Raw genomic sequence first — 24,360 nt, 5'->3', positions numbered from 1 at the left:
TTCCCCTTCGAATTGCGTTTACAGCACGTGCTGTGGATCGGTGGCCGTTCCGCCCGGCACGAGGTCGGTCGGGCGCGGCCGGGTGTGCGCGGGCGGTCCGTCGAGCAGGACCGCGGCGATGCGCTCGCTCGCCCGGCCGTCCCAGAGTTCGGGGCAGCGCGGCGCGGGCGGATCGTCGAGGACCCGGTTCACGGTGGCCGTGATGCGCTCCGGGTCCGTGCCCGCCAGCACGTTCGTGCCCTCCTCGACGGTGATGGGGCGCTCGGTGTTCTCCCGCAGGGTCACGCAGGGCACCCCCAGGGCGGTGGTCTCCTCCTGGATGCCCCCGGAGTCGGTGAGCACCACGCGGGCGGAGTCCTGAAGGGCGATGAAGTCGAGGTATCCGGCGGCCGGGACCAGCCGGATCCCGCCGGGCACGCCCAGTTCGGCCAGCCGCTCGGCGGACCGCGGGTGCGCGGGCAGCAGCAGCGGACAGCGGTCGGCGATCTCGCCCAGGGCCTTCAGCAGGCCGCGCAGCGCCCCGGGGTCATCCACGTTGGCCGGCCGGTGCAGGGTGACCAGGCCGTAGCCGCCGCGGGTGAGCCCGTACCGGTCCAGGACGTCCGACCGGCGGGCCCGGTCCAGGTTGGCGAGGAGGGTGTCGATCATGACGTTGCCGACGACGTGGATCTGGTCCTCCCGGTAGCCCTCCGCCCGCAGGTTCACGGCGGCGTCGGGCGAGGGCGCCAGCAGGTAGTCGCTGAGCCGGTCGGTGGCGACCCGGTTGACCTCCTCGGGCATGCTCCAGTCACGGCTGCGCAGCCCGGCCTCCACGTGGGCCAGCAGGGGGCCGGCCTTCGCGGTGACGAGGGCACAGGCGAGGGTGGAGTTGATGTCCCCGACCACCACGACGGCGTCCGGGGCGAGTTCGTCGATCAGCGGCTCGAATGCGGCCATCACCCGCCCGGTCTGCTGGGCGTGGCTGCCGGATCCGGCGCCCAGGTAGCGGTCGGGCGGTCGGATGCCGAGGTCGCGGAAGAACACGTCGTTCATCGACTCGTCGTAGTGCTGCCCGGTGTGGACGAGGATCACCTCGGCGCCGCGGCGCTCCAGTGCGTCCATCACCGGTTTGATCTTCATGTAGTTGGGCCGGGCCCCGGCCACGCAGACGATCCTGGTCACGGGGTCAGAGCACCTCCACGGTGGGTCCGGAGACCCGGTTGCGGCAGTCGAGGACGTAGGAGGCGTGCTCGGTGACCATCTGGTAGTCGAAGGAGTCGTGGTCGGTGAGCAGGACCACCACGTCGGCGGCCGCCAGCTCCTTGCGGGTCGGCTCGACCCGCACGAGGCGGGCGTCGACCTTGATGCTCTCCACCACGTGGGGGTCGGCCGCGCGGACCTTGGCCCCCATGTCGAGGAGCAGCTGTGCGATCCGGACGGAGGGCGACTCCCGGGCGTCGCCGGTGTTCTTCTTGTACGCCAGCCCCAGCAGCAGGACCTTGGAGCCGTTGACCGAGCGGCGCTTGGAGTTGAGCGCGTCGATCACGCGGCGCGTCACGTACTCGGGCATGTGGTTGTTGATGTCGTTGGCGAGTTCGACGAAGCGGAAGTTCTGGCCGAGTTCGCGCTGCACCCGCCAGTTGAGGTAGGACGGGTCGATCGGCAGGCAGTGTCCGCCGACGCCCGGTCCGGGGGTGAACTTCATGAATCCGAAGGGCTTGCTGGACGCCGCCTCGATGGCCTGCCAGACGTCGATGTCCAGGTGGCGGGCGAACATCGCGATCTCGTTGACGAGGGCGATGTTCACGTGGCGGAAGGTGTTCTCCAGCAGTTTGGCCAGCTCGGCCTCCTTGGGGGAGCGCACCGGCACGGTGGTGTCGACGAGGTCCCCGTAGAAGGACTCGACGGCCTTCAGGGAGCGGGCGTCGACGCCGGAGACCACCTTGGGGGTCTGCTGGAAGCCCCAGACGGTGTTGCCGGGGTCGATGCGCTCGGGGCTGTAGCCCAGGTGGAAGTCCTCGCCCGCGGTGAGCCCGGAGCCGTCCTCCAGGATGGGCGCGAACAGTTCCTCGGTGGTGCCCGGGTAGGTGGTGGACTCCAGGATGACGGTGGCACCCGGGCGCAGGAAGCGGGCCAGGGTGTGCGCCGACTCCTCGATGTAGCGCAGGTCCGGGGCTCCGTCCTGTAAGGGTGTCGGGACCGTGACGACGGCGACGTCGAAGCCGCCGCAGTCCCGGGCCAGTTCGCTGGGGCGGTAGGTGCCGCGCGCGAGCGCGCGGGCCAGCCGTTCGGAGGTGACGTCCTCCACGTACGACTCACCGGCGGCGAGGCTCTTGACCCGCCGGGTGTCCACGTCGTACCCGATCACCTGGTGTCCGACCTCGGCGGCCCGGATCGCCAGTGGCAGTCCGACGTATCCCTGTCCCACGACGACGACGCGCATCAGTAACTCCCCTTCGCGGAAGCGGAACCGGCAGACGGTGTGCGGTGGATGAGTTCCCGGACCGTCATGAGCAGGAAGGCAGCGTTGGTGGTGAGGTAGCGCTTGCCCAGACGGCGCGGTTCCTGGAGGGTGCGGTAGAACCATTCGAGTCCCATCCGCTGCCAGACCAGGGGGGCCCGCTTGGTGATGCCGGCGAGGATGTCGAAGGAACCCCCGACGCCGTGGACGACGTGCGCGCCGGTGCGCTTGCCGTAGCCGGCGGTGAAGATCTCCTTCTTGGGCGAGGTCATGCCGAGAAACAGCAGGCGCGCCTGGCTGTCGGCGATGGCGTCGGCGATCGCCTCCTGGTCGCCGTCGCCGAAGTAGCCGTTGCGGCTGCCGGCCACCCGCAGCTTCGGGAAGCGCTCGGAGATCTGCCCGAGCATCATCTCCAGGACGTCCTCCTGGGCCCCGAGCAGGTAGACGGGGATGTCGGCCACCTCGGCGGCGGCCAGCAGCCGCATGAACAGGTCGATTCCCGCGACCCGTTCGGGCAGCCTGACGCCCAGCACCCGGCCGGCCCAGACCACCGCCTGGCCGTCGGCCAGGACCAGGTCGCAGCCGGCGACCGCCTCGGCGAGGAGGGGGTCGCGCCGCATGTTGACCAGCTTGGCCGCGTTGACCATGCCGATCTCGATCTGTTCTCCGCGCCGCACCGCGTCGAGGCAGCGCTGCACGGTCTCGTCCATGGTCAGCGGGTCGAGCGGGACCCCGAAGAGGGACTCTCGTCGTGTCATCTCTGGGGTCCTCCGAGCCAGGCGAAGAGCATCCAGCCGAACTCGTACGGGCGGCACTCGCGGTCCACCGCGCCGGGGCGGAAGATCCGGTCGAGCGGGGCGAGCCTGGCGCGCGGTGCCACCCGGGTGGTGAGCCCGCGGGCGGCCCGGACGGCCTTCTTGGGGTCGCCGCGGTAGACCTTGCGCCAGGTGACGCCGAAGTCCTCGCGGATCATCGGCTCCCGCGGGTTCCCGGTGGGGTCCGCGATTTCGGGCACGTCGGTCATCCAGCGCAGCCCGCGGCGGATCGCGGCGCCGAAGTCGGTGCCCCCCGCCTCGGCCAGGTCGAACAGGGCGGTCGGGGCCATCGCGTGCTGGTGCACGCTGTAGACCGGGTAGCCCTCCACCAGTGAGCCGTCGCGGGCGTCGTAGTGCCACCACCACTGTCCGCCGTCGCCCTGCAGTTCGCAGATGCGGGCGGCGCAGGCGTCGGCGGCCGCGAGGGCCTGCGGGTCGTCGCCGCTCGCGTGCAGCCGGGCCAGCGCCTGCAGCGGATAGGTCTGGTCGGCGAAACAGGCCACGTGGGACCGGTAGCCGGGGACCAGCCCGGGCTCGGTGGCGTGCGGGAAGAGCGGGCTGTCGCCGACCCTGGCCGCCAGCAGCCGTACGCGGGCCGCCGAGAGGCGCTCCTCCACGTCCACGACGGCGCGCGCGGCCGCCAGTGCGGAGAGCACCCAGGCCGCTTCGACCGTGTACTGCGGCCGGCCGGGCACGTCCAGTGCGGCCACCCGGTCGAGCGCGTCGGCCAGTTTGGGATGACCGGTCTCCGCGGCGGCCCAGGCGACGAGCGCCGCGTCGCCGAGGTTGCTCACCCCGGGCAGCCGCTCCACGAGCACGCCCGTGAACTCCTCGGCGGTGCGCCCGCCGAAGAGCGGGCGCTGCCGGTCCTCGGGCAGGAAACGGGCTCCCAGTGCGGTGATCGCCGCGTACCGGGTGCTGGTTCCCCGGTCCTCCAGGACGGGAGTTCCCTCGGGCGAGACGACCCCTGCCCGGGTGAACACGAAGGTCTCGGCGTCCGGCAGGTACATCGCCGGAAGTCCCGCCTCGGCCAGCGCGAGCAGCCGCTCGGCGAGGGCGTGCAGCGACGGATCCTCGTGAGCCAGTGCTCCTAATCGTGTGGTGTTCATCGGGTCCCCACCCCGATTCCCCTGGTGCTCCCCGCACCCCGTATGTCCGAGCTGTACGGCTCCAACACACCTACCCCCTCTGTTCGTTCTCCTCGGACGGACCTGGCGGTCGTCACTCCGTGGAGGGGGACTGCGCATGACGGCGTCCGCGCCCGCGGCGATGTCACGCGCCGACGGCACGAACCGTCCGGAGGCCGGCGTCTGGATCCCCCCAGCGATGCCTCGGACCGGGACACGCGTGAACGGCAGTGTCAGCAGGCGCGGGTGTGCCCGCGCCGACCTGGCACTGCCCCGGTGCCCTCGTCGTACACAACCCCCCACTGAACATGGCCTGTTGCCTGCTCAGATCCCGTGTGCAGGGACACGTTATGCCCACGGATGTTCATTGATTGTGGTTTTGAGGAAATGCCGGTGCCCTAAATTGCCGACATTCCGTCAGGTTCGCTCGATGAGCGTGCCGTCCTTCTCGTCGTGCAGCGCTCCGGTGCGCGGACACTCCCAGGTGCCCGGCTCCCCCTCGCGCTCCACCAGACGGACCCCGGCCCGGCCCACCCAGCCGATCCGCCGCGCCGGAACGCCCGCGACGAGCGCGAAGTCCGGCACGTCCTTGGACACCACGGCGCCGGCCGCGACGAGCGCCCAGCGCCCGACGCGCACCCCGGCCACGCACACCGAGCGGGCCCCGAGCGAGGCCCCCTCGGCGACCACGACCCCGGCGGCCTCCCAGTCGCCGTCACGCTTGATCCGGCCCTCGGGGTCGACCGCGCGCGGGTAGAAGTCGTTCGTGAGCACCGCCGCCGGGCCGATGAAGACCCCGTCGCCGAGGACCGCGGGCTCGTAGACGAGCGCGTAGTTCTGCAGCTTCACGTGGTCGCCGATCTTCACACCGGGCCCCACGTACGCCCCGCGCCCCACGATGCACCCGCGCCCGAGCCGGGCTTCCTCGCGGATCTGCGCCAGATCCCAGATCGTGGTCCCCTCACCGAGCTCGGCGCTCTCGTCGACCTGGGAGGAGGGTTGGATACGGACACTCACGGCGCGGTCCCCTTACGGCTGCGAGGCATGCGGAAGCACGGATGCACGGGGTACGGATGTACGCAGTGCGGGTGTACGAAGCGAGCATATGCGCCGAAGGCTCACCCCACCCGCAGATCAACCGACTGTTCACGCAACGCACTTGACCCCGGCCCGGGGCGAGGGGGCGAAAGGCGGCGCCCGGGAGCGGAACCGTGCGCCCGCTCACGCCCGGATGCACCGGAGGGCGTAAAGGGGTGAAACCCGATCGGCCTCGCGGCGTTAGAGGGGTGGCCCGCCGTTTCGCCCGCGGCGCACACGAAAAGCACGAGGAGCACGATGAGAGACCCGAGGCCGGCCGGACGCGGCCGGATGAAGCTGGCAGCCCGCTGCCGGGTGGCCACGGAGGCCCCCGCCTTCGGGATGGTCGTCTTCTGCGCGATCCTCTTCAACGCCGCGCTGATGGGGGTGGAGACGTACAGCGGGCTCGCCGCCGAGTACCGGCTCGTGCTGCAGGGCGCGGAGAACTGCTGCCTGGCCCTGTTCACCCTGGAGATGCTGCTGCGCCTGGGTGCCTGCGCCGACCGGCCGAAAGCATTCTTCCGTGATCCCTGGAACCTCTTCGACCTCGCGGTCGTGGCCTCCGCCTTCGTCCCGCTCGTCCGCGAGAACACCACCCTGCTGCGGCTGCTGCGGCTGGCCCGCGTCCTGCGCACCGCCCGCTTCCTGCCCCACCTGCGCATCCTGCTGATCGCGGTGGGCCGCAGCCTGCCGGGCACCGCCAGTTTCCTGTTCGTCGGCGCGCTGGTGCTGTACGTGTACGCCATGGTCGGCTGGGTGTGCTTCGCGAAGTCGGACCCCGGGCACTACGGCTCGGTGGGCCGCGCGATGCTCACGCTCTTCCTGCTGACCACGCTCGACGGTCTGACCGACGCCGTCCGCGCGGGGCTGCAGATCTCCCGGCTGAGCATCATCTACTACGCCTCCTACGCGCTGCTCGCCTCCTTCGTGCTGGTGAACGTACTCATCGGCGTCGTCCTCAACTCCCTGGACGAGGCGCGCGAGATGGAGGACGAGGCGAACCGCGCCCCGGCCCCGGGCGCGGATCCCGACGTCCGGGCACGGATCGCGACCGCCCGGCGGGCCCTGGACGAGATCGAGGCGAGCCTGCCGGTGGCGGCCGGAGCCGGACGGCCGGAACGGCAGCTGGAGTCCTCGCACACCGGGCCCTGAGGGCCCGTGGCCGCACCGCGGGCCGGTACTCCGGTGCGACGTCGCGGTCCGTCCGGTCGACAGCCGTACGGGCGTGGAGCCCCGGGGTATCAGCCCAGCGGCAGTTCCAGCCGGGCCTCGCTCCCGCTCACCGAACCGACCGTGGCGGTGGTGAGGGCGGGGAGGTCGGAGCCGGCGTAGGAGTACAGCGGGTCGCGGCTGTTGACCACCAGGCAGAGGCGGGGCCCGGCCGGCAGGTCGTAGAGGACGGCCTGGAGGTACCGGATGACGGTGGTCACGAACGGCGGCCGTGCACGAAGTCCTGCTGGGGTACTACGCCTCGGTGTCGAGCAGCCGGATGTCCCAGGTGCCGTCCGACCGCCGGACGGAGGACCAGCCGTCCGGCGGTGCCACGCGGGGGAACTGGCCGACGAGCGAGTCCGCCTCGAAGAGCACGCCGTCGAGGCGGACCCGGCCCCGGAAGCTCGCCCGCTCGAAGTCCACCGGCGCTTCGAAGACGGCTCTGCTGGACAGGAACCCGCCCTCCCACGCCGCGGACGCGAAGGAGACGGCCCCGGCGAAGCCCGCCTCGTTCAGCATGGCCAGGCCGCCGAAGACGGTGCGGGAGAAGTCCGCCGTCCCGGCCGCCCGTACGCCGTTCAGGTCGGCGGACGCCTCCAGCACGGCCCGGGCGAAGGAGACGTCAGCGAGGAACACCGCGTTCTTGAACCCCGCCGAAGCGTGGAAGAGCGTCCGGCGGAACGTGGCCGTCCGCTGGAAGCGGCACCGGTCGAAGTCTCCGACGTACTCGAAGACCGCTCCGTCGAAGGAGACCGGCCCGGCGAAGGCGGCTCCGGCGAAACCGGCCCGGCCCGCGAAGGTGGCCCGGACGAAGGACGCGCGGTCCGAGAACTCGACGTCCGCCCGGTTCCAGCCGTCCGTGAACCGGGCCCGGTCGAAGGCCGCCGGCCCCACCCGGGCGGGTCCCGGACCGCTCGGCCGCAGCGCCATGAGGAGGCGCGACAGCAGGCCGTGGTCGAGGGTGGTGCCCCGGAGGTCCACCGGCGCTCCCGGCGACAGGGTCCCGAGGTAGTCCTCCTGGTCCTCGATCTCCAGATGTGCCAGGCACCGCTCGCGGCCCGGCAGCCGGATGCCGGTGCAGGCTCGCGGCTCGGCCGGTGAGATCACCAGGGCGCAGGCCGGCCAGTCGACGCCCTCGTCCAGGAGCCCGCCCGCCTCGGCCAGTACCTGCCCGAGCACCCCGGCGGGCGCGTGGTCGTCGGAGCACACCCAGCCCTCGTCGGCGCCGCCCACCCGGCGCAGCGCGAGCCGGGCGGGCGAGCCGATCACGTCGCCCAGTTCCTCGTGCAGGCGGTGGGAGACGGCGAGGACGAGAGCCCCCGGGCGCACCGTCCGTCCCAGCAGATCCGCGATCACGGGGTGCCGCACCAGCCGGGCGCTCTCGTCCTCGCCGTCTCCCACGGCCACGCCGAGGGAGGGGTGCATGCCGTCCACGCGCCGGAATCCGTACCGGGTCATGACTCCGGGGAGATCGCGCAGGAGCCGGCCCGCCTTGGCGTGGGCGCCCGGCGCGGCGAGCGTCACGAGCAGGGGAGCGTCCCCCTCGCCGCCGGTCAGCCGCCCGGTGACGCCCGTGTACGCCATGAGCTCGGCCAGCATCGCGTGCGTCTCGGCCTTCGCCGAACTCCCTTTCGGATACGCGCCGTCGGCGGCCGGCAGCACCGCCAGGCACACCGCGGTCCCGGTGTCCGGCACCCGCCCGGAACCCTCCAGGGCCGCGCGGAAGCCCGGTTGTTCCAGCAGGGCGTCGGCCAGCAGGAACACCATGCGGTCGGGCCAGACCGTGTGGACGACGCCGGCCAGCGCGCCGTCCGCGGAGACGGGGCCGCCGCGGAAGTGCGTCCAGCCCTCCGGTTCCGCGGAGAGCCGGACGAGCTCGCCGTTGCGTTCGCCGTCGTGCGGGGCCGCCTCCCCCGTGAGCGCGAGCGGGTCCCCCCGGTCGGTGCGGCCGTCGATCCGCAGCCGGTCCAGGCGGTGGTGGTCCTCCGCCGTGAGCCAGGGCAGCGGCTGCGCGCCGGCCACCGGGTCGATCAGGTCCTCGTCGGCCTGGAGCAGCAGCATCCGGGGGGCGGCGTCGTCCCACCACACCGCACGGCAGGGGATCTCCCGGTCGCCGGGCCGTACCCAGGCCACCGCTCCGGCGGGGGGCACCGCGTCCCCCACCGTGAGGACGAGGCGGGGGGTCAGCAGGGTGCCGACCTCCTGCGGCTCGGGCATCCCGTCGTGGCGGACCCGTACGACGCGGTCGGCCAGGCCCGGTTCCCGCGGTGGCCGGGCCGCGAACGGCAGGGCCCCTTCGAGCACCCGGCGCCCGCCCTCCCGGCCGGTGGTGACCCGGGTCGCGGAGAAGTCCGGGCCGGTGCTGCGGTTGCGGGACATGAACTCCCACACGCGGCGCCGGACGAGCTCGCGCACGGCGGCCACGTCCCCGCGCCGCTGCGAGCCGAGCAGTGCCTCCCGTACGCCGGGCAGGAACTCGAACTCCACCTCGCCGGGGTCCTGTTCGTCGTCCCAGTCCTCGAAGAGACCGCCGAGGGCGACCTCGGCGAGGTGGCCGTGTTCCGAGTCGCGCAGCAGGGAGCGCCGGACCAGGGTCATCACCGGCAGGGTGAGCGGTACGGCGGCCAGGTGGGCGGCGAGCTGCTGGGCCGTCGGAGAGGCGCTCGCGCGGAAGTCCTCCACCACCTCCAGCGCGCTGCGTCCGACGCCGGGGGCGGGATCGTCCGGGGCACCGTGGGCGGCGGGTCCGGGGTCCAGGCGCAGGCAGGCAAGGCGCCGCCACCGGCCGTCCCCGGAGACCACCCGCACCAGCCGGGCCAGGCTGCCGGAGGCGACACCGACCACGGGGACGACGGCCGGGACCGCGGCGCGCCGGCGTCCGGCGCGGGCGCGTCGGGCGGCCGGGATCCACTGCCAGGAGCGGGTGGCGGCGGCCGGCCGGTCGGCGCGGACGGCGAAGGGGACGGGCCGGACGGCGCCGCGCGTCCAGAGCCGTTCGGGCAGGACGTTGAGCACGGCGACGGCGTTGTGCGCGCACCAGTGCCGCAGCATGCCCTGCACCGGGGCCTCGCGCCAGCCGCCCGCCACGGTGTCGGAGAGTACGAGGATCAGGCGGCGGCCCGCCGGGTCGGCCAGTTCCAGGGGGTTGCGGGGCGGGCCGCCGTGGCCGCGGGTGACCATCGGCGTGGCGCCGGCGGCGGTGCCGGTCAGCTGCCAGGTGCGCACGTCGCGGAAGACCCCGCTGCGGGTCAGGACGCGGCGGAGCTCGTCCACGTGGTCCGACCAGAGCAGCATGGAGCGGTGGGTGTCGACGACGAGGGCCAGGTCCAGCCAGCGGCTCTCGGCGGGGCGCAGGACCGGGGTCGTCACCATGCGTTCGATGCTGCGTTCCACGGTGAGCTGCTCGTCCAGCTCCTCCCCCGGGCCGCCGATGGAGCGCCTCCCGACGGGCCGCAGGGAGCGCATCAGGGCGAGGGGGTCGTCGAGGGAGGCGGCCCGCGGCAGCCGCAGGGGTGAGCCCCGGCGGGCCGCCGCGCCGTCGTCCGGCTTCCCGGTGGGGTCGCGCCGGGCGGCCGGGAAGAGCTGGACGGCCGGTTCGGCGCCGGTGGGGGTGCCGGGCCCGGGTGGCGCCGCGGGCTCGGGTGAGGGGGTGTCGGGGGGCGGCGGCCCGCCCGGCGGGTCGGCGCCGGGGGCCTGCGGCGGGCGGGCCTCGCGGCCCGCGTCGACCCGGGCCGCCAGCCACAGGATGTCGGCGATCTCCTCCGCGCCGATGCCGGTGTTCGGGACGCTGCCGTCGGCGCCGTCGGCGAGGGCCGCGAGCAGCTGCTCGATCACGCCGTGGGCCCGGTCAGGTGCTGCATGACGGTGGCGAGGAAGCGTTCGCGGTCGGCGGGCGCGGACCAGGCACCGGCGAGGCGGAGCTGGATGGCGTTGAGGAGCTGGTCGGTGGCCAGGTCGCCGTCCTCGCCCCGGTCGAGGAAGGCCTGGACGAGGTCCTGGTACTCCTCGCCGGATTCGATGTCGACGCCGAGCCGGCGGCGCACGATGCGGGCGAGCTTGTCCGGGCCCGGCGGCTCCAGGTGGAGGCGGACGCAGCGGCGCAGGAAGGCGGGCGGGAAGTCGCGTTCGCCGTTGCTGGTGAGGACGACGACGGGGAAGTAGCGGCACTGGACGCGGCCCTGGGTGATCCGTACGACCGCGTCGGGGTCGTCGTCGGTGCCGATGGCGACGGTGGGGTCCTCCTGGGCGAGGCGGGCGAGTTCGGGGATCAGGAAGCCGCCGTCCTCGAAGACGGTGAGGAGGTCGCCGGGGAGGTCGATGTCGCTCTTGTCGATCTCGTCGACGAGCAGCACGCGGGGGCGGTCCTGCGGGAGCAGGGCCGTGCCGAGGGGGCCGAGGCGCAGATAGCGGGAGATCGAGGGGGCGGACGGGGCGGGGACGGTGTCCGCCTCGGGAGCGGTGTCCTCCGCGGGCGCGGGCAGGGCCGTGGCGGGCTGCGCGCCCGGTGTGCGCAGCTGCTCCAGCCCGGCCTCCTGGAGGCGGCCGATGGCGTCGTACAGGTAGAGCCCGTCCCGCAGTACGGTCCGGCTGGTGATCGGCCAGTGCAGTACGGGTCCCAGGTTCAGGTCGGAGGCGATGCTGTAGGCGAGCGTGGACTTCCCGACGCCCGGTTTCCCGGTGACGAGCAGCGGCCTGCGCAGGTGCAGGGCGGTGTTGACGACGTCCTTCTCCGGCTCGTCGGGTACGTAGCCCTCGCCGCGCCGCCAGGTGCGCTCCCAAGCCGCTCCCGCGCACCCGGGCGGCGCGTATCCGGGGTCGGGGGCGCCGGTGAAGTCCCGCCAGGGTGGCGGGAATCCGGCCTCGAGGCGGGCACGCCGGTCCGCGCCCTCGCCGGTCCCGTGGTACAGCCACCAGTCCTTCACCACTGCCTCTGCCTCCATCTTCGGTTCCGCCGTCGGTCGGTGGTCGGGGTCAGGCCAGGGACCGGAGGCCCGGCATGTCGTCGGGATCGTCCCACAGGAGCACCAACTGGTCTCCCCCTGCGGGTGGTTGATGGGCGCGCGCGGCTCCCCCGGCGGCGCCCGCGGCCGCCCGGCGCACCTCCCGCAGGCGTGCGGGCAGGGCGAGTACGTCCAGTGCGCCGGGGTCGGGGCGGCCGTCCGGCCCGGCCGGGGCCAGCAGGTCGAGGAGCGCGGGTGCGGGCGGGCCGCCCCCGCGCCGCCACACGGCCACCGGGAGCCCGCCTTCGAGTACGGCCTCCAGCAGACCGGCGTGCGGGGCGGCCGTGGTGTGCGCGAGGACGCACGCGGGCGGCGGCTGCGCGGCCAGCTCCATCCCGAGCGCGTCGGTGACCTCCTCGTCCACGACGACCCGTACGGCGTCGGGGTGGCGGCCGCCCCGGGCGTGCAGCCAGCGCCAGGTGCCGTGCCACTCGGCCCGGGTGTCCGCCCGCTCCTGCGGACAGCGCACCACCACCTGGTGGAGCAGGCCGAGGGCGCGGCGCCGGCCGGCCGGGCCGCGGGGCACCGGCCACTGGTCGAAGTCGGCGTCGAGCAGCTCGTACGGCACGTGGAACTCGACGCGGTCCAGTGCGGCGTACACCTGCCACCCGGCCTCGCCGTCGGCCGCCGGCGCGTCCGCGACGAGGGCGAGTTGCCGTACGAGCTGTTCGCGCACCTCGTCCAGTGCGACCGGCCTGCCCTCCGATTCCCATATGTGCCGGGTCCGTTCGCCCCGCAGCCACATCCGGGCCAGGAATCCGGGCTCCCCGCCCGGCGGTGTCTCCAGCCGGACGTGCAGGACCGTCCGGCGGGCCGGGGGCGGGGGCGGGGGCAGCACCGGCAGGGCGAGGCGCTCGCGGGTGGCCCGCACCCAGTCCCCGAGGCCGGCCGCCCAGCGGGCGTCGCCCGCGGCGGCGGCCCGGTCCGCGAGGAACCGCACGAAGGGCACCGCCAGCGGCATCCCGGCGCGCCCGCCCTGCCGGTCGTCCAGGTCCTGGACCACCTCCAGCAGGCCGTCCCCCGGCAGGCCGCCGTGCGCCGGGGTGGTGCAGCCGGCCGCCTTGAACGCCCAGGCGTAGGCCTCGTAGGCGCAGCGCGGCAGCCGGCGGCCCTCGAAGAGCTCGCCGAGCCCGTCCCAGGCGGCCTGGTCGAGCCTGGCGGCCCGGGGCGGCGCGAGGCGGGCCAGGTCGTCGTCGAGGAAGGAGCAGGCGTCCCAGTCCCGGTCGACGATGAACTGCGGCAGCTGCCAGCCCTCGCCGCGCTCGCGCAGCTCCTGGAAGGTGCGGTGGATGCTGAGGGCGGCGCCGGGCAGCCCGCTGACGCTCTCCCGCAGGGACCGTCCGTCCAGTTCGCCGAGCAGGGCCTCGGTGAACCGGCCGGCGCCGCGCTCGGGGTCGTTCTGCGCGACCTCGCCCTCGCGGGAGGCGTAGAGCCGGAACTGGCGTCGGCCCGGCACCGAACTCCCGCCCCCGTAATCGGTGTTGCCGAAGTTCCACCGGGTGTCGCGCGGCGCGTCGACCCGGCAGGAGTCCACGAGTGCGGCCTGGAGCGGGAAGCGGCGCTGCTTGACGAGGTCGGTCCGCCACCAGCGCAGCGCCGAGTCGAGGTTGAGGTGCCTGATCTGGCTGGGGCGGGCGTCGGCGCAGGGCAGCATCAGCTCCTGGCGCGGCCCGAGGTAGCCGTGTCCGGCCCAGAAGATCCACAGCAGGTCGCCGTCGCACTGCGGGAGTTCGTCGAGGAGCGCCGATTTCACGTTCTCCTCGGTCGCCGGCCGGCAGGCCGTGCGCAGGGCTGCCATCGCCGGGGAGTCCGTCCAGTCGAGGTCGCCCGGTTCGTCGAGCGGGGAGAGCAGCAGCCGGACGTTGCCGGGCGGCACCTCGGCGGGGCCGGTCAGCCACCGGGCGAAGCGCAGGGCGTCGCGGGCCGGACCGCGCAGGTTCCAGCGGTGGCTGATGTCGTAGCGCTCGACCCCGGCGACGAGCGCGAAGGTGCGCTGCGGTCCGAGGGCCGCAGGCAGGAAGTCGGCGGAAGTCACCCGATCTCCGCCTCGGTCACCGCCTGTTCGATGCGCTCGTAGAGGGAGTCCTGTTTCCAGTAGGCGCTGTGGCAGGCCGGGAAGGGCTGGCGGCTGCGGACCTCGTGGTCGCTGACGCGCGCGTCGCCGGGGAAGACGGGTGCGGCGAGGTAGGAGAGCACGTCGTGCCGGTCGTAGACGTTGAGCCAGCGCGGGAAGCCGTACGGGAGTTTCGCGCCGGGTTCGAGTGCGGTGAGCGCGCCCAGTTCGTACAGGAACGGGGCCTGGGAGCCGACGGTGACCAGCAGCTCGGCCCCGGGGACGGCCTCGCCGCGGGCGGCGGCGAGGGTGAGGAGGTCCACCAGGGCGATCCCGCCGAGGCTGTGGCCGATGAGTACGGTCGGCCCCGGGTCCGCGGTGATCCGGGCGTGCAGGAAGTCCCGCAGCTCGTGGCCTCGGGACTGGTAGCGCAGGATGTCGCCGAGCACGGGGGTGGCGCCGACGGTGAGGGAGCCGCGCCGGGCGTCGAGGAGGGGCTGGGCGGTGACCCGCAGGGCGAGCCGGCCCAGGACGGCGGCCACGCGGGCACCGGGAACCCGGCCGTCGCCGCCGAGGCGGGTGGTGAGCAGTTCGACGAGGCGGTCGCGTTCGGCGCCGGTGCAGTCGGCCTCGTCGGTGGCGGCGGCGAGGGCGCCGGCGGTCACGGCCCGGGCGAGGGCGGTGGCCAGCTCGCGGGCCTGCGGCTCGTCGGCGGCGCGGGCCGCCGCCCGGGCCGCTTCGGCGGAGCCGGCGGCGGCGTCCAGGGCGGTGGCGTAGCCCGCGGCGAGACCGGTGCCGTGCAGCAGGGCGCCGAGCTCGTCCCCGGTCGGGGGCGGTGCGGGCGGCAGGCCTTCGAGCAGCGCGAGCACCCGGGCTCCGGCGGCCCGTACGCCGGGCATCGCGAAGGCGTCGCCGTACCCGGCGTCCTCGTCGTACCCGGCGTCCTCGCCGCCGGCGCCGCCCCGGTCGCCGGGGCCCGCCCAGCCCGCCTCGGCCAGGACCCGCAGCTCGCACAGCGGGTCGGCGAGCAGCAGCGCCCACTCGGCGGTCTCCGCGTCCACGGGGTCGGGGGCGCCCTGCGGTCCGGGGCGCAGTCCCGGCACCGAACGGCCGCCCGCGCCGAGGGTCGCGCCGAACCGGTCGCCCCAGTAGCAGGATTCGACGGCGGCTCCGGGGAATCTGGCGGTCAGGCGCTCCCGGACCCGGGCGAACAGCCTGTCGTGGCGCTCACGCCGTACCCCCGTACCGTGGACAAAGAGAAAACGCATCGCAGCCCGGCCCCCTCGCGCAGTCGTCCCCCGCCCGGCACCATAGCCCGGCGGGGGCAACAGGGGCCATGGAACGTCGAGTTCGGCGTGCGCGGGCGGATCGGGGGCCGCCGGCGGGGGTACCGGGGGCGGGGGCTGTGAGCACGGACACGTCCGCCCTCCGGAACCCGGGCCGCCGCTCCCCCATCGAAGGAAGAGTCTGAAGGCGTCAGGGGCGGGAGTACCACATGGTCGGCAAGGTTGACGAGCGGGAACGGCGGCGGGGCCGGGCCGCCCCGCGGGGCTCCGTGGCCGTCGGCCTCCTGTGCACCGTTGTCCTCGCGGGCGTCGGCTACGTCGCCTGGGAGCTGCGCGGCATCGCCGCGACCCGCACGGACGGCGATCCGGCGCAGGGCGTCTACCAGCAGGACCCCGAACGCGCCGACAAGACGGCGGCCTCGGTGCTGGACGGGATCGTGCGGGAGGCCACGGAGGCGCCGACGGACGGCAAGGCCTTCGGTGACGGCGGGGGCGGGGCGGACTGGCGGTACGCCGGGTGGCAGCCCTCCGATCCCCTGGAGGCCCGGCCCGCCCCGGCCGAACCCGCCGTGGGCGCGCTGTTCTCCCCCGGCGGTGACGGCGACCCCGACCACCACTGTTCGGCGGTCGTGGTCCACTCCCCGCGGGGCGACCTCATCGCCACGGCCGCGCACTGCGTGTACGGCGGCGGCTTCCGCACCAACCTCGCCTTCGCGCCCGGCTACCGGGACGGCGTGGCCCCGTACGGCATCTGGGTGCCGACCCGGATCGACGTGGACCCGCGCTGGACGCAGGACCAGGACCCCGACCACGACGTGGCCCTGGTCCGGGTGCGCCGGCCGGGCTATCCGGGGCAGCGGCTGGAGGACGTCACGGGGGCCCTGACCATGGACTTCGGTACCGAACTACCGGCGCCCGCACGGCTCATGGGCTACCCCAACGGCGCCGAGCAGCCGCTGGAGTGCCGCAACACCGCCGTCCCGGCCGGGCCGACACAGGTGCGCCTGGACTGCGCGGACGTGCCCAACGGCACCAGCGGGGGCCCGGTGACGACCGGCCGCAGCACCCTGATCGGGGTGATCGGCGGGCGCGACGGGGGCGGGGACGAGGAGACCTCGTACTGCGTCCGCTTCGGCGACGGGGTCCGCGCCCTGTACGAGCGCTCCGCCAAGCCCTGAGCCCCACGTCCGACCGGTTCCGCGGGTCCCGGGTTGCTAGGCTCGTCGGCACGGATTTCGGGCATCAGGACGCACACCGACGGGACCGCACCATGTCTCCTAAGCAGCAGCGGGGCGAGGCCACGGTCGACCGGCTCCTGACCACCGCCCTGCGGGTGTTCGCCGAGTCCGGCCAGCAGGGCTTCACCGTGAACGCGGTCGTCTCGGCCGGCGGGGTCAGCCTCGGCAGCCTCTACCACCACTTCGGCAGCTTCGACGGTCTCGCCGCCGCCCTCTACATCCGGTGCATGGACGAGCTGTGCGACGCCATGGTCGCCGCCCTCACCCGGTGCCGCACGGCCCGCACGGGGGTGCGCGCGTGGGTGACCGCCTATCTGACGTTCACCCGGGAACACCGGGACGTGGCGCTGTTCCTGCACGCCTCCGCCTATTCCGGCTATCTGGTGGCGCGCGCCGAGGAGATCGCCGCGGCCAAGGCGGAGAAGTTCGGGCCCATCATGCGCTGGCTGGAGGTGCGTGCGGAGCGCGGCGAGATCGCCCCGCTCCCGGCGCCCGTGGTGGAGGTGCTGGTCATGGGCCCGCTCGCGGAGGCCGCCCGGCGCTGGCTGTCCAGCACCTACGAGATCGACCTCACCGAGGCCGCCCGCCACCTCCCCGACCACATCTGGCGTTCCCTGCGCCCCGAGCCCGTCTGAGCTCCCGCCCGGTCCGGCCCGTTCTCCCGTCGTGCCGGGCCTGCCGGTCGTGCCGGTCCTGCCGGTCGATGCGGTCGTGACGGCCGCGGGTTTCTGGGTGGTTGTCCGGCTCGTCGTCCATGCCGCAGATTCTGCTGCGCGGGGGGCGCGCGGGGCAGGCCCGCGCCGGGGCGCCCGGAGGCGACGCGGGGGCGGGCGGACTCATGGCGCGGCGACCGCGCGCCCCCCTCAGCGCGGCTCGGCGCGGCTCAGCGCGGCAGTGCGGCGTACGAGACCCCCGTGAGCTTCTCGGAAGGCGGCCCGCAGCAGCTCGCCGGAGCTGTCGCCGAGGGCCCACCCGGCCCGCCGGGGCCGGCTCCGGACGGGCCTCGGCCAGGGCGGCGCGGGGCGCGGATCCGCAGGCCAGTAGGCTGCGGGTCCGCCCTCTTTCCGCATCCCGTCCCCGAGGAACCGCGCAGTGAGCTCCCCGCCGCCCCCCATGCCCGTGACGGTCGTCGGCCTCGGCGCGGACGGCTGGGCCGGGCTCAGCGCCGCCGGCCGCTCCGCGCTGTCCGCGGCCGAGGTGCTGATCGGCGGTCCGCGCCAGCTGGACCTGCTGCCGGCCGCCGAGTGCGCCGGTGAGCGGGTGGCCTGGCCGAGCCCGCTGCGGCCCGCCGTGCCGAAGCTGATGGCCGAGCACACCGGCCGCCGGATCGCGGTGCTGGCCAGCGGCGACCCGATGTTCTACGGCATCGGCCGCGCCCTCGCCGAGGAGCTCGGGCCGCGTTCGCTGCGGGTCCACCCGCACCCCTCGTCGGTGTCCTACGCCTGCGCCCGCCTGGGCTGGCCGGTGGAGGACACCGAGGTGGTCACGGTGGTCGGCCGCCCGGTGGCCCGGCTGGCGGCCGCGCTCCACGAAGGGCGCCGGGTGCTGGTGCTCAGCGCCGGGGCGTCGTCCCCGGGCGAGATCGCCGCCCTGCTGCGGGAGCGGGGCTTCGGCCCGAGCCGGATGCGGGTGCTGGAACAGCTCGGGTCCGAGCGCGAGGACACGTACGAGGGCCATGCCGACGGCTGGGACCACGCGCCCGGAGACCCCCTGAACGTGGTCGCGCTCGACTGCCGCCGCGACCCGGCCCACGGCGCGCCGCGCCTCGGCGCGACCCCGGGCCTCCCGGACACGGCGTACGAACACGACGGGCAGCTCACCAAGCGCCACGTGCGGGCCGCGACCCTGTGCGCGCTGGCCCCCGCCCCCGGCGAGCTGCTGTGGGACATCGGCGGCGGCTCCGGCTCCATCGGCATCGAGTGGATGCGCACGCACCCCTCGTGCCGGGCGGTGGCCGTCGAGCGCGTCCCGGAGCGGGCCGCGCGCATCACCCGCAACGCGGCGGCCCTCGGCGTACCCGGCCTGCGCGTGGTCATCGGCGCCGCACCGCAGGCCCTGGCCGGGCTGCCGGCCCCCGACGCCGTGTTCATCGGCGGCGGGCTGACCGCGCCCGGCCTGCTGGACGCGGTCTGGGACGCGCTGGCCCCCGGCGGCCGGCTGGTGGTCAACACCGTCACCCTGGAGTCGGAGGCGGTGCTCGCCGAGCGCTACCGGCGCCACGGCGGCGAACTGGTGAAGCTCGCCGTCGCACACGCCGTGCCGGTGGGCGGTTTCACGGGCTGGCGGCAGGCGATGCCGGTCACCCAGTGGTCGGTGACGAAGCCTGCCGGACCGGCCACCGCATCCAAGGAGAAGGATCGAACATGACCGTGTACTTCATCGGTGCGGGCCCCGGCGCCGCCGACCTGATCACGGTGCGCGGTGCCCGGACCCTGGCCGCCGCCCCCGTCTGCCTGTACGCGGGCAGCCTCGTGCCGCGCGAGCTGCTCGCCGAGTGCCCGGCGGACGCCCGCCTGGTCGACACCTCGCAGCTCGACCTGGACCAGATCATCGCGGAGTGCGTACGGGCCCACGCGGCGGGCCAGGACGTGGCGCGGCTGCACTCCGGCGACCCCTCGATCTTCAGCGCGGTCGCGGAGCAGATGCGGCGGCTCGACGCGGCCGGCATCCCCTACGAGGTCGTCCCGGGTGTCCCGGCCTTCGCCGCGGCCGCCGCCGCCCTCAAGCGGGAGCTGACCGTCCCCACCGTCGGTCAGACCGTGATCCTGACCCGGATCGCCCAGCAGGCCACCCCGATGCCGCCCGGCGAGGACCTGGCCACGCTGGGCGCGAGCGGCGCGCTGCTGGTGCTGCACCTGGCCACCCGCTACGTGGACCGGGTCGTCGACGAACTGCTGCCGCACTACGGGGCCGAATGCCCGGTGGCGGTCGTGGCGATGGCCAGCCGCCCCGACGAGCTGATCCTGCGCGGCACCCTGGCCGACATCGCCGCCCGGGTGAAGGAGCACGGCCTGGTGCGCACCGCCGTCATCGTGGTGGGGCGCACGCTCGGCGCGGAGCAGTTCCGCGACAGCCACCTGTACTCGCCCGAGCGCGACCGGCATGTCTGCTGACACGGCCGCGGCCCACGTCCTGATCCTGGGCGGTACGACGGAGGCCCGGCGCCTCGCGGAGGCACTGGCCGGGGATCCCTCCTACCGGGTGACGACCTCGCTGGCGGGGCGGGTCGCCTCGCCCGCGCTGCCGCCCGGCGAGACCCGGATCGGCGGCTTCGGCGGGCCCGCGGGGCTGGCGGCCTGGATCGGCTCCCACGGGGTCACCCACCTCGTCGACGCCACCCATCCCTTCGCCGAGCGGATGAGCTTCAACGCGGCCGGGGCGGCGGCGCTCACCGGCGTCCCGCTGCTGGCGCTGCGGCGCCCGGGCTGGACGCCGGGGCCGGGCGACGACTGGACCTTCGTGGACGGCCTGGAGGAGGCGGCCGAGCGGCTGCCCGGGCTCGGCTCCCGCGCGTTCCTGACCACCGGCCGGATGGGCCTGCACACCTTCGCGCACCTCACCGGCACCTGGTTCCTGGTGCGTTCGGTGGACCCGCCGGCCGCGCCGGTTCCGCCGCACCTGGAAGTCCTGCTGGCCCGGGGCCCGTTCACCCTGGACGACGAGCGGGAACTGATCGCCCGGTACCGGATCGACGTCCTGGTCACCAAGGACAGCGGCGGCTCGGCCACCGCCCCCAAGCTCACCGCCGCCCGCGAGGCCGGCATCCCGGTCCTCGTCGTACGCCGGCCCCCGGTCCCGGCGGGGATCGCGCAGACCGATTCGGTCGAGGCCGTCGGCCGCTGGCTGCGCGAGCGGTGAGAAAAGGAACTTGCCCCGGGAACGGGGCTCACGTTGGGTGGGTGGCATGACCGTACTGCACACCGAACGCCTCGTCCTGCGCCCCTGGCAGGACTCCGACCTCGACCCCTGGGCGGCGATGAACGCCGACCCCGAGGTGCGCCGGCACCTGGGCGACCCGCTCACCCGTGAGCAGAGCGAGGCGTCCATCGTGCGGTTCCGGGCCGCGTTCGACCGGCGGGGCTACGGCTGGTGGGCCGTGGAGGTCCGGGCCACGGGCGAGTTCATCGGCTTCGCGGGCATGGACCACGTGGACGACGGCCTGCCGTTCACCGGAGTGGAGATCGGCTGGCGGCTCGCCCGGGCCGCCTGGGGCCACGGCTACGCCACCGAGGCCGCGCGGGCGGTGCTGGCCCACGGCTTCGACGCGCTCGGGCTGGCGGAGATCCTCGCCGTGACGACCGCCGGCAACCTCCGCTCCCAGGCGGTGATGGAGCGGATCGGCATGACCCGGGACCCGGCCGGCGACTTCGACGACCCCGACGCGCCCGAGGGCCCGCTGCGGCCGAACGTGCTGTTCCGCCTGGCCCGTGGCCGTGGCGCGGCGGCGGGCGCGGGCGTGCCCGCGGCCGGCTGAAGCGCCCGGGGACGTCCCGCTCCGGTACACGGGGGAAGGCCCGGTGCGCTGCTCGCACCGGGCCTTCCGCACGTACCGCCGCGCCTCACCCGGTCATCACGGGTAGCGGCGCGGCGTCCAGGTGATCCTCGACCCGTCGGCCCGCTCGGTGACCCGGGTCTGCGAGGAGCCGATCAGCAGGATCGTGCGCATGTCGACCTCGGACGGCTCCAGTTCGGCGAGCGTGACGATCCGTACCGACTGCTCGGGGCCGCCCACGTCGCGCGCGACGACCACCGGGGTGGCGGGCGCGCGCAGTTCCAGCAGCAGCTCGCGGGCCTGGGCCACCTGCCAGGTCCGGCTGCGCGAGCCGGGGTTGTAGAGGGCGAGGACCAGGTCGGCCGCGGCGGCCGCGCGCAGCCGCTCCGCGATGACCTCCCAGGGCTTGAGCCGGTCCGAGAGCGAGATGGTGGCGTAGTCGTGGCCGAGCGGGGCGCCGGCCGCGGCGGCCGCCGCGTTGGCCGCGGTCACCCCCGGCAGGACCCGTACGGGCACGTCCTCGTACTCCGTCTGTCCGGCCACCTCCAGGACCGCCGTGGCCATGGCGAAGACACCGGGGTCGCCGCCGGAGACCACCGCCACCCGCTTGCCGCGCCGGGCGAGGTCGAGGGCGAACTCGGCGCGCTCGGACTCCACCTTGTTGTCGGAGCCGTGCCGGATCTGGCCCGGCTTGACGGGCACCCGGTCCAGGTAGGTCGTGTAGCCGACCAGCACCTCGGCGTCGGCCAGCGCGCGCCGCGTCTGCGGGGTGAGCCACAGCGGGCCGGCCGGACCGGTGCCCACGACGACGACCTCGCCGGGGCCGGACGGCACGCTGCCCGGGTTGCCGACGCGGCTGGGGACCACGGCGACGGCGAAGTACGGCACGCTGTCGGCGTCCGTGTCGGCGAGGAGGCCGGTGCGCTCGCCCGCCATGGTGGCGCGCTCGACGTAGCGGGCCTCGGCGAGGCGGCCGCTGTTCTCCATCGCGCCGCGCACGGCCGGGAAGGTCCGGCCGAGCTTCATCACGACCGCCGAGTCGGTGGCGGCGAGGCGGGCGGTGAGCTCTTCCTCGGGCAGGGTGCCGGGGAGGATGGTCAGCACCTCCTCGCCCTCCACAAGCGGGGTGCCGAGCCGGGCGGCGGCGGCGCTCACCGAGGTGACGCCGGGGATCACCTCGGTCTCGTACCGGTCCGCGAGCCGCTTGTGCATGTGCATGTACGAGCTGTAGAAGAGCGGGTCGCCCTCCGCGAGCACGGCCACGGTCCGGCCGGCGTCCAGGTGCGCGGCGAGACGCGCCGCGGCGGCCTCGTAGAACTCCTCCATCGCGCCCTGGTAGCCGCCGGGGTGGTCGGTGGTCTCGGTGGTGACCGGGTAGACCAGCGGTTCCTCGACGTGGTCGGCGCGCAGGTGCTTCGCCGCGATCGAGCGGGCGATGGAACGGCCGTGGCGGGCGCTGTGGTAGGCCACGACGTCGGCCTCGGCGATCACCTCGACGGCGCGCAGGGTCATCAGCGACGGGTCGCCGGGGCCGAGCCCGACCCCGTACAGCCGGCCCTTGGCGATGTCGCTCATTCGGCCACGCTCGCAATGGCGTTGACGGCGGCCGCGGCCATCGCGCTGCCACCGCGGCGGCCGCGCACGATCAGGTGGTCGAGCCCCGAGGGGTGGGCGGCGAGGGCGTCCTTGGACTCGGCGGCGCCGATGAAGCCGACGGGGACCCCGATGACGGCGGCGGGACGCGGGGCGCCCTCCTCGATCATCTCCAGCAGCCGGAAGAGCGCGGTCGGCGCGTTGCCGACGGCGATGACCGAGCCCTCCAGCAGGCCGCGGTCACGCCAGACCTCCAGGGCGGCGGCGCTGCGCGTGGTGCCCATCCTCGCGGCGAGTTCGGGTACGGCCGGGTCGGAGAGCGTGCAGATCACGTCGTTGCCGGCGGGCAGCCGCTTGCGGGTGACACCGCTGGCGACCATCTGCACGTCGCACAGGATCGGAGCGCCCGCCTCCAGCGCCGCGCGGGCGCGCAGCACGACCTCGGGGGTGTACCCGAGGTCCTGCGGGAGGTCGGTCATCCCGCAGGCGTGGATCATGCGCACCGCGACCTGGGCGACCGTGTCGGGCAGCCCGGAGAGGTCCGCCTCGGCGCGGATCGTGGCAAAGGACTGGCGGTAGATGGCCGCGCCGTCCTTCTCGTACTCAAACACGGTGTACTCGCTCATTTCTTCACTACGTCGGGGTCGGTGCGGGCGTCCGCGAGTGCCGCGGCAAGTTCACAGGGCCGTACGTCCTCGCGTACGGGGCGGCCGGGCGCGGCGATCCGGTATCCGGAGCCGGTGGCGACCAGGTCCACCCAGGCGGTGCCGCGCGGATGCCCGCAGCGGCGCTCGCAGCCGGACCAGTGCACGGGCAGCGGACCGCGCGCCTCCTCGGCGACGGCCCGCGCGTCGGCGCGTACGTCCGCGCGGGACTTCGCGCAACCGGGCCGCCCGGTACAGGCGGTGACGGACTGCCAGGGACTGTCGGGGGTGACGACCAGTCCGGCTTCCTCGACGCGGGCGGCGTCACCGGCGCCCGCTCCGGGCAGGACGACGGTGCGCCAGGGGGTGACGCGCAGCTGCCCGCTCCCCCGGTCCGCGACCTGCGCGAGGAGGCGCCACTGCGCGGTGTCGAGCCGGCCGAGCGGGGGCAGCACGCACAGGGTGGCGCCGTCGCGCCCGACCGCGCCCGCGCCCGACGGCCGGGGCGGCGCCGCGTACGGCCAGTCCACGGCGCCGACGGGCGTGGCGGCGATCCCGGCGGCATCGAGCCGACGGCCGAACTCATCGACTCTCAGGGCGTGTTCGGCGGGCAGTTCGGAAACCCGCCAGGCCTGGGTGCCCGCTTCGGCGGCGGCGTCGAGGAAGTACCGGGCGGCCGTCAGCGCGGCCGCGGGGGCGTCCGGCCCGGCGAGTTCGACGGCGTCGGCGGCCCGGCCGAGCCGGACCAGCGCCCGGTCGTCCGGGCGGCCGAGGACGGTCACGTCGGGGCCGAGCGCGGCCACGTCGCCGCGCCCGTCGTCGAAGGCGAACAGGAACCGCCCGGACAGCGCGGCCGCCCAGGGGCTCGCGCACAGCAGCCGGTCGAACTCCAGGGCCCGGGCCAGCACGTCGGGCCGGTCCGGGCCGTCCGGGCCGTCCGGGCCGTCCGGGCCGTCCGGGCCGGACAGCGGCGTGACCACGATGTTCCGCACCCGCTCGTGGCTCGGCGCGGGCAGCAGTCCGCCCCCGTCCAGCAGCTCGGCGAGCCCGGCGCCGCACCCGTCGGCCAGTCCGCGCAGCTGCACGTTGCCGCGCGAGGTCAGCTCCAGGTGCCCGTCCCCGAACCGGTCGGCGGCGAGCGCCAGCGCCGAGGCCTGGCGCACGGTGAGCAGCCCGCCCGGCAGCCGGACCCGCGCCAGGAACCCGTCGTCCGCCGAGTGCAGCCGCAGCGCACCGGGGCAGGCGTCACCGCGCTCCCGTATGACGGGTTCGTCCCGCGATGCGGCGGAGGGGGGCTGGGGCATGGCCGCGAGCATACCCACGATTGACTCCGCCCGACCTGTGTCCGTCACCACCCCCACCAGCGACATTCGCCCCCACCAC

Annotated in this window: 20 protein-coding genes; 7 read left to right on the top strand and 13 right to left on the bottom strand. The window is 74.8% G+C overall.

What is annotated here, in order from left to right; genetic code table 11:
- Window positions 1–18: 18 nt before the first annotated feature.
- The 5 genes from wecB to ACXNSR_RS30305 form a co-directional block, all read right to left on the bottom strand.
- A complete protein-coding gene (gene wecB / locus ACXNSR_RS30325) occupies window positions 19–1,161 on the bottom strand; it encodes a non-hydrolyzing UDP-N-acetylglucosamine 2-epimerase (RefSeq protein WP_458638532.1) in 1,143 nt (380 codons plus the stop codon).
- Between the two features lie 4 nt (window positions 1,162–1,165).
- Complete coding sequence (locus ACXNSR_RS30320) at window positions 1,166–2,422, bottom strand: nucleotide sugar dehydrogenase (RefSeq protein WP_458638531.1); 1,257 nt, start codon at window positions 2,420–2,422, stop codon at window positions 1,166–1,168.
- Complete coding sequence (locus ACXNSR_RS30315) at window positions 2,422–3,198, bottom strand: WecB/TagA/CpsF family glycosyltransferase (protein ID WP_458638530.1); 777 nt, start codon at window positions 3,196–3,198, stop codon at window positions 2,422–2,424. The genes ACXNSR_RS30320 and ACXNSR_RS30315 overlap by 1 nt, the downstream gene beginning before the upstream one ends.
- Window positions 3,195–4,364 (bottom strand): hypothetical protein, encoded by a 1,170-nt coding sequence (locus ACXNSR_RS30310; RefSeq protein ID WP_458638529.1) that lies wholly within the window; start codon window positions 4,362–4,364, stop codon window positions 3,195–3,197. The genes ACXNSR_RS30315 and ACXNSR_RS30310 overlap by 4 nt, the downstream gene beginning before the upstream one ends.
- A gap of 435 nt (window positions 4,365–4,799) precedes the next feature.
- Window positions 4,800–5,399: an acyltransferase gene (locus tag ACXNSR_RS30305; protein WP_458638528.1), complete on the bottom strand. Its 600-nt coding sequence runs from the start codon at window positions 5,397–5,399 to the stop codon at window positions 4,800–4,802.
- 318 nt (window positions 5,400–5,717) lie between these two features.
- On the opposite strand from ACXNSR_RS30305, the gene ACXNSR_RS30300 reads away from it, so the two are divergent.
- On the top strand, window positions 5,718–6,611 hold the full coding sequence (locus ACXNSR_RS30300) for an ion transporter (protein WP_458638527.1): 894 nt from the start codon (window positions 5,718–5,720) through the stop codon (window positions 6,609–6,611).
- Between the two features lie 89 nt (window positions 6,612–6,700).
- On the opposite strand, the gene ACXNSR_RS30295 is transcribed toward ACXNSR_RS30300, so the two are convergent.
- Genes ACXNSR_RS30295 through ACXNSR_RS30275 form a run of 5 tightly spaced genes read right to left on the bottom strand, consistent with a single transcriptional unit; the run spans window position 6,701 to window position 14,992 of the window.
- The gene (locus ACXNSR_RS30295; protein WP_458638526.1) at window positions 6,701–6,889 is read right to left on the bottom strand and encodes a hypothetical protein; all 189 of its coding nucleotides are present in this window, start codon (window positions 6,887–6,889) and stop codon (window positions 6,701–6,703) included.
- A gap of 34 nt (window positions 6,890–6,923) precedes the next feature.
- Complete coding sequence (locus ACXNSR_RS30290; RefSeq protein ID WP_458638525.1) at window positions 6,924–10,505, bottom strand: SAV_2336 N-terminal domain-related protein; 3,582 nt, start codon at window positions 10,503–10,505, stop codon at window positions 6,924–6,926.
- Window positions 10,502–11,611, bottom strand: coding sequence for an AAA family ATPase (locus ACXNSR_RS30285; protein WP_458638524.1), 1,110 nt, complete (start codon window positions 11,609–11,611; stop codon window positions 10,502–10,504). Before ACXNSR_RS30285 ends, ACXNSR_RS30290 begins: the two co-directional genes overlap by 4 nt.
- A gap of 31 nt (window positions 11,612–11,642) precedes the next feature.
- Complete coding sequence (locus ACXNSR_RS30280) at window positions 11,643–13,706, bottom strand: VMAP-C domain-containing protein (RefSeq protein WP_458638523.1); 2,064 nt, start codon at window positions 13,704–13,706, stop codon at window positions 11,643–11,645.
- Window positions 13,703–14,992 (bottom strand): hypothetical protein, encoded by a 1,290-nt coding sequence (locus ACXNSR_RS30275; protein ID WP_458638522.1) that lies wholly within the window; start codon window positions 14,990–14,992, stop codon window positions 13,703–13,705. The genes ACXNSR_RS30280 and ACXNSR_RS30275 overlap by 4 nt, the downstream gene beginning before the upstream one ends.
- Window positions 14,993–15,219: 227 nt before the next feature.
- On the opposite strand from ACXNSR_RS30275, the gene ACXNSR_RS30270 reads away from it, so the two are divergent.
- The 6 genes from ACXNSR_RS30270 (at window position 15,220) to ACXNSR_RS30245 (ending at window position 20,722) form a co-directional block, all read left to right on the top strand.
- Window positions 15,220–16,188: a trypsin-like serine peptidase gene (locus ACXNSR_RS30270; RefSeq protein WP_458638521.1), complete on the top strand. Its 969-nt coding sequence runs from the start codon at window positions 15,220–15,222 to the stop codon at window positions 16,186–16,188.
- Between the two features lie 92 nt (window positions 16,189–16,280).
- A complete protein-coding gene (locus ACXNSR_RS30265; RefSeq protein ID WP_458638520.1) occupies window positions 16,281–16,883 on the top strand; it encodes a TetR/AcrR family transcriptional regulator in 603 nt (200 codons plus the stop codon).
- A gap of 478 nt (window positions 16,884–17,361) precedes the next feature.
- On the top strand, window positions 17,362–18,615 hold the full coding sequence (gene cbiE, locus ACXNSR_RS30260) for a precorrin-6y C5,15-methyltransferase (decarboxylating) subunit CbiE (RefSeq protein WP_458643437.1): 1,254 nt from the start codon (window positions 17,362–17,364) through the stop codon (window positions 18,613–18,615).
- Entirely contained in the window at window positions 18,612–19,361 is a 750-nt protein-coding gene (gene cobM / locus ACXNSR_RS30255; RefSeq protein WP_458638519.1) for a precorrin-4 C(11)-methyltransferase, read from the top strand. Before cbiE ends, cobM begins: the two co-directional genes overlap by 4 nt.
- Window positions 19,351–20,106, top strand: a complete 756-nt coding sequence (locus tag ACXNSR_RS30250) for a cobalt-precorrin-6A reductase (protein ID WP_458638518.1) — start codon at window positions 19,351–19,353, stop codon at window positions 20,104–20,106. The genes cobM and ACXNSR_RS30250 overlap by 11 nt, the downstream gene beginning before the upstream one ends.
- Window positions 20,107–20,152: 46 nt before the next feature.
- Window positions 20,153–20,722, top strand: a complete 570-nt coding sequence (locus tag ACXNSR_RS30245) for a GNAT family N-acetyltransferase (protein WP_458638517.1) — start codon at window positions 20,153–20,155, stop codon at window positions 20,720–20,722.
- Window positions 20,723–20,818: 96 nt separating this feature from the next.
- On the opposite strand, the gene ACXNSR_RS30240 is transcribed toward ACXNSR_RS30245, so the two are convergent.
- From ACXNSR_RS30240 to ACXNSR_RS30230, 3 genes are read right to left on the bottom strand one after another with little or no spacing between them, the layout of a single operon-like run.
- Window positions 20,819–22,315 (bottom strand): precorrin-2 C(20)-methyltransferase, encoded by a 1,497-nt coding sequence (locus tag ACXNSR_RS30240; RefSeq protein ID WP_458638516.1) that lies wholly within the window; start codon window positions 22,313–22,315, stop codon window positions 20,819–20,821.
- Window positions 22,312–22,959 carry a precorrin-8X methylmutase gene (locus ACXNSR_RS30235; protein ID WP_237291375.1) on the bottom strand — a complete coding sequence of 216 codons (648 nt, stop codon included), beginning with the start codon at window positions 22,957–22,959 and terminating at the stop codon, window positions 22,312–22,314. The genes ACXNSR_RS30240 and ACXNSR_RS30235 overlap by 4 nt, the downstream gene beginning before the upstream one ends.
- Window positions 22,956–24,293 (bottom strand): cobalamin biosynthesis protein CobG, encoded by a 1,338-nt coding sequence (locus tag ACXNSR_RS30230; protein ID WP_458643436.1) that lies wholly within the window; start codon window positions 24,291–24,293, stop codon window positions 22,956–22,958. Before ACXNSR_RS30230 ends, ACXNSR_RS30235 begins: the two co-directional genes overlap by 4 nt.
- Window positions 24,294–24,360 lie beyond the last annotated feature (67 nt).

It is taken from the genome of Streptomyces sp. NC-S4 (assembly GCF_054353315.1).
Note: the sequence above shows the minus strand (reverse complement) of the source record. Positions and strands in the feature narration are given on the sequence as shown.

What these genes read in the sequence shown, in the direction of transcription:
- ACXNSR_RS30245 (WP_458638517.1), top strand. Translation starts at nt 20,153, where the DNA reads ATGACCGTACTGCACACCGAACGCCTCGTCCTGCGCCCCTGGCAGGAC.
- ACXNSR_RS30275 (WP_458638522.1), bottom strand. Translation starts at nt 14,992, where the DNA reads ATGCGTTTTCTCTTTGTCCACGGTACGGGGGTACGGCGTGAGCGCCAC.
- cobM (WP_458638519.1), top strand. Translation starts at nt 18,612, where the DNA reads ATGACCGTGTACTTCATCGGTGCGGGCCCCGGCGCCGCCGACCTGATC.
- ACXNSR_RS30235 (WP_237291375.1), bottom strand. Translation starts at nt 22,959, where the DNA reads ATGAGCGAGTACACCGTGTTTGAGTACGAGAAGGACGGCGCGGCCATC.
- ACXNSR_RS30300 (WP_458638527.1), top strand. Translation starts at nt 5,718, where the DNA reads ATGAGAGACCCGAGGCCGGCCGGACGCGGCCGGATGAAGCTGGCAGCC.
- ACXNSR_RS30250 (WP_458638518.1), top strand. Translation starts at nt 19,351, where the DNA reads ATGTCTGCTGACACGGCCGCGGCCCACGTCCTGATCCTGGGCGGTACG.
- ACXNSR_RS30265 (WP_458638520.1), top strand. Translation starts at nt 16,281, where the DNA reads ATGTCTCCTAAGCAGCAGCGGGGCGAGGCCACGGTCGACCGGCTCCTG.
- ACXNSR_RS30230 (WP_458643436.1), bottom strand. Translation starts at nt 24,293, where the DNA reads ATGCTCGCGGCCATGCCCCAGCCCCCCTCCGCCGCATCGCGGGACGAA.
- cbiE (WP_458643437.1), top strand. Translation starts at nt 17,362, where the DNA reads ATGCCCGTGACGGTCGTCGGCCTCGGCGCGGACGGCTGGGCCGGGCTC.
- ACXNSR_RS30315 (WP_458638530.1), bottom strand. Translation starts at nt 3,198, where the DNA reads ATGACACGACGAGAGTCCCTCTTCGGGGTCCCGCTCGACCCGCTGACC.
- ACXNSR_RS30240 (WP_458638516.1), bottom strand. Translation starts at nt 22,315, where the DNA reads ATGAGCGACATCGCCAAGGGCCGGCTGTACGGGGTCGGGCTCGGCCCC.
- ACXNSR_RS30270 (WP_458638521.1), top strand. Translation starts at nt 15,220, where the DNA reads ATGGTCGGCAAGGTTGACGAGCGGGAACGGCGGCGGGGCCGGGCCGCC.
- ACXNSR_RS30320 (WP_458638531.1), bottom strand. Translation starts at nt 2,422, where the DNA reads ATGCGCGTCGTCGTCGTGGGACAGGGATACGTCGGACTGCCACTGGCG.
- ACXNSR_RS30310 (WP_458638529.1), bottom strand. Translation starts at nt 4,364, where the DNA reads ATGAACACCACACGATTAGGAGCACTGGCTCACGAGGATCCGTCGCTG.
- ACXNSR_RS30285 (WP_458638524.1), bottom strand. Translation starts at nt 11,611, where the DNA reads ATGGAGGCAGAGGCAGTGGTGAAGGACTGGTGGCTGTACCACGGGACC.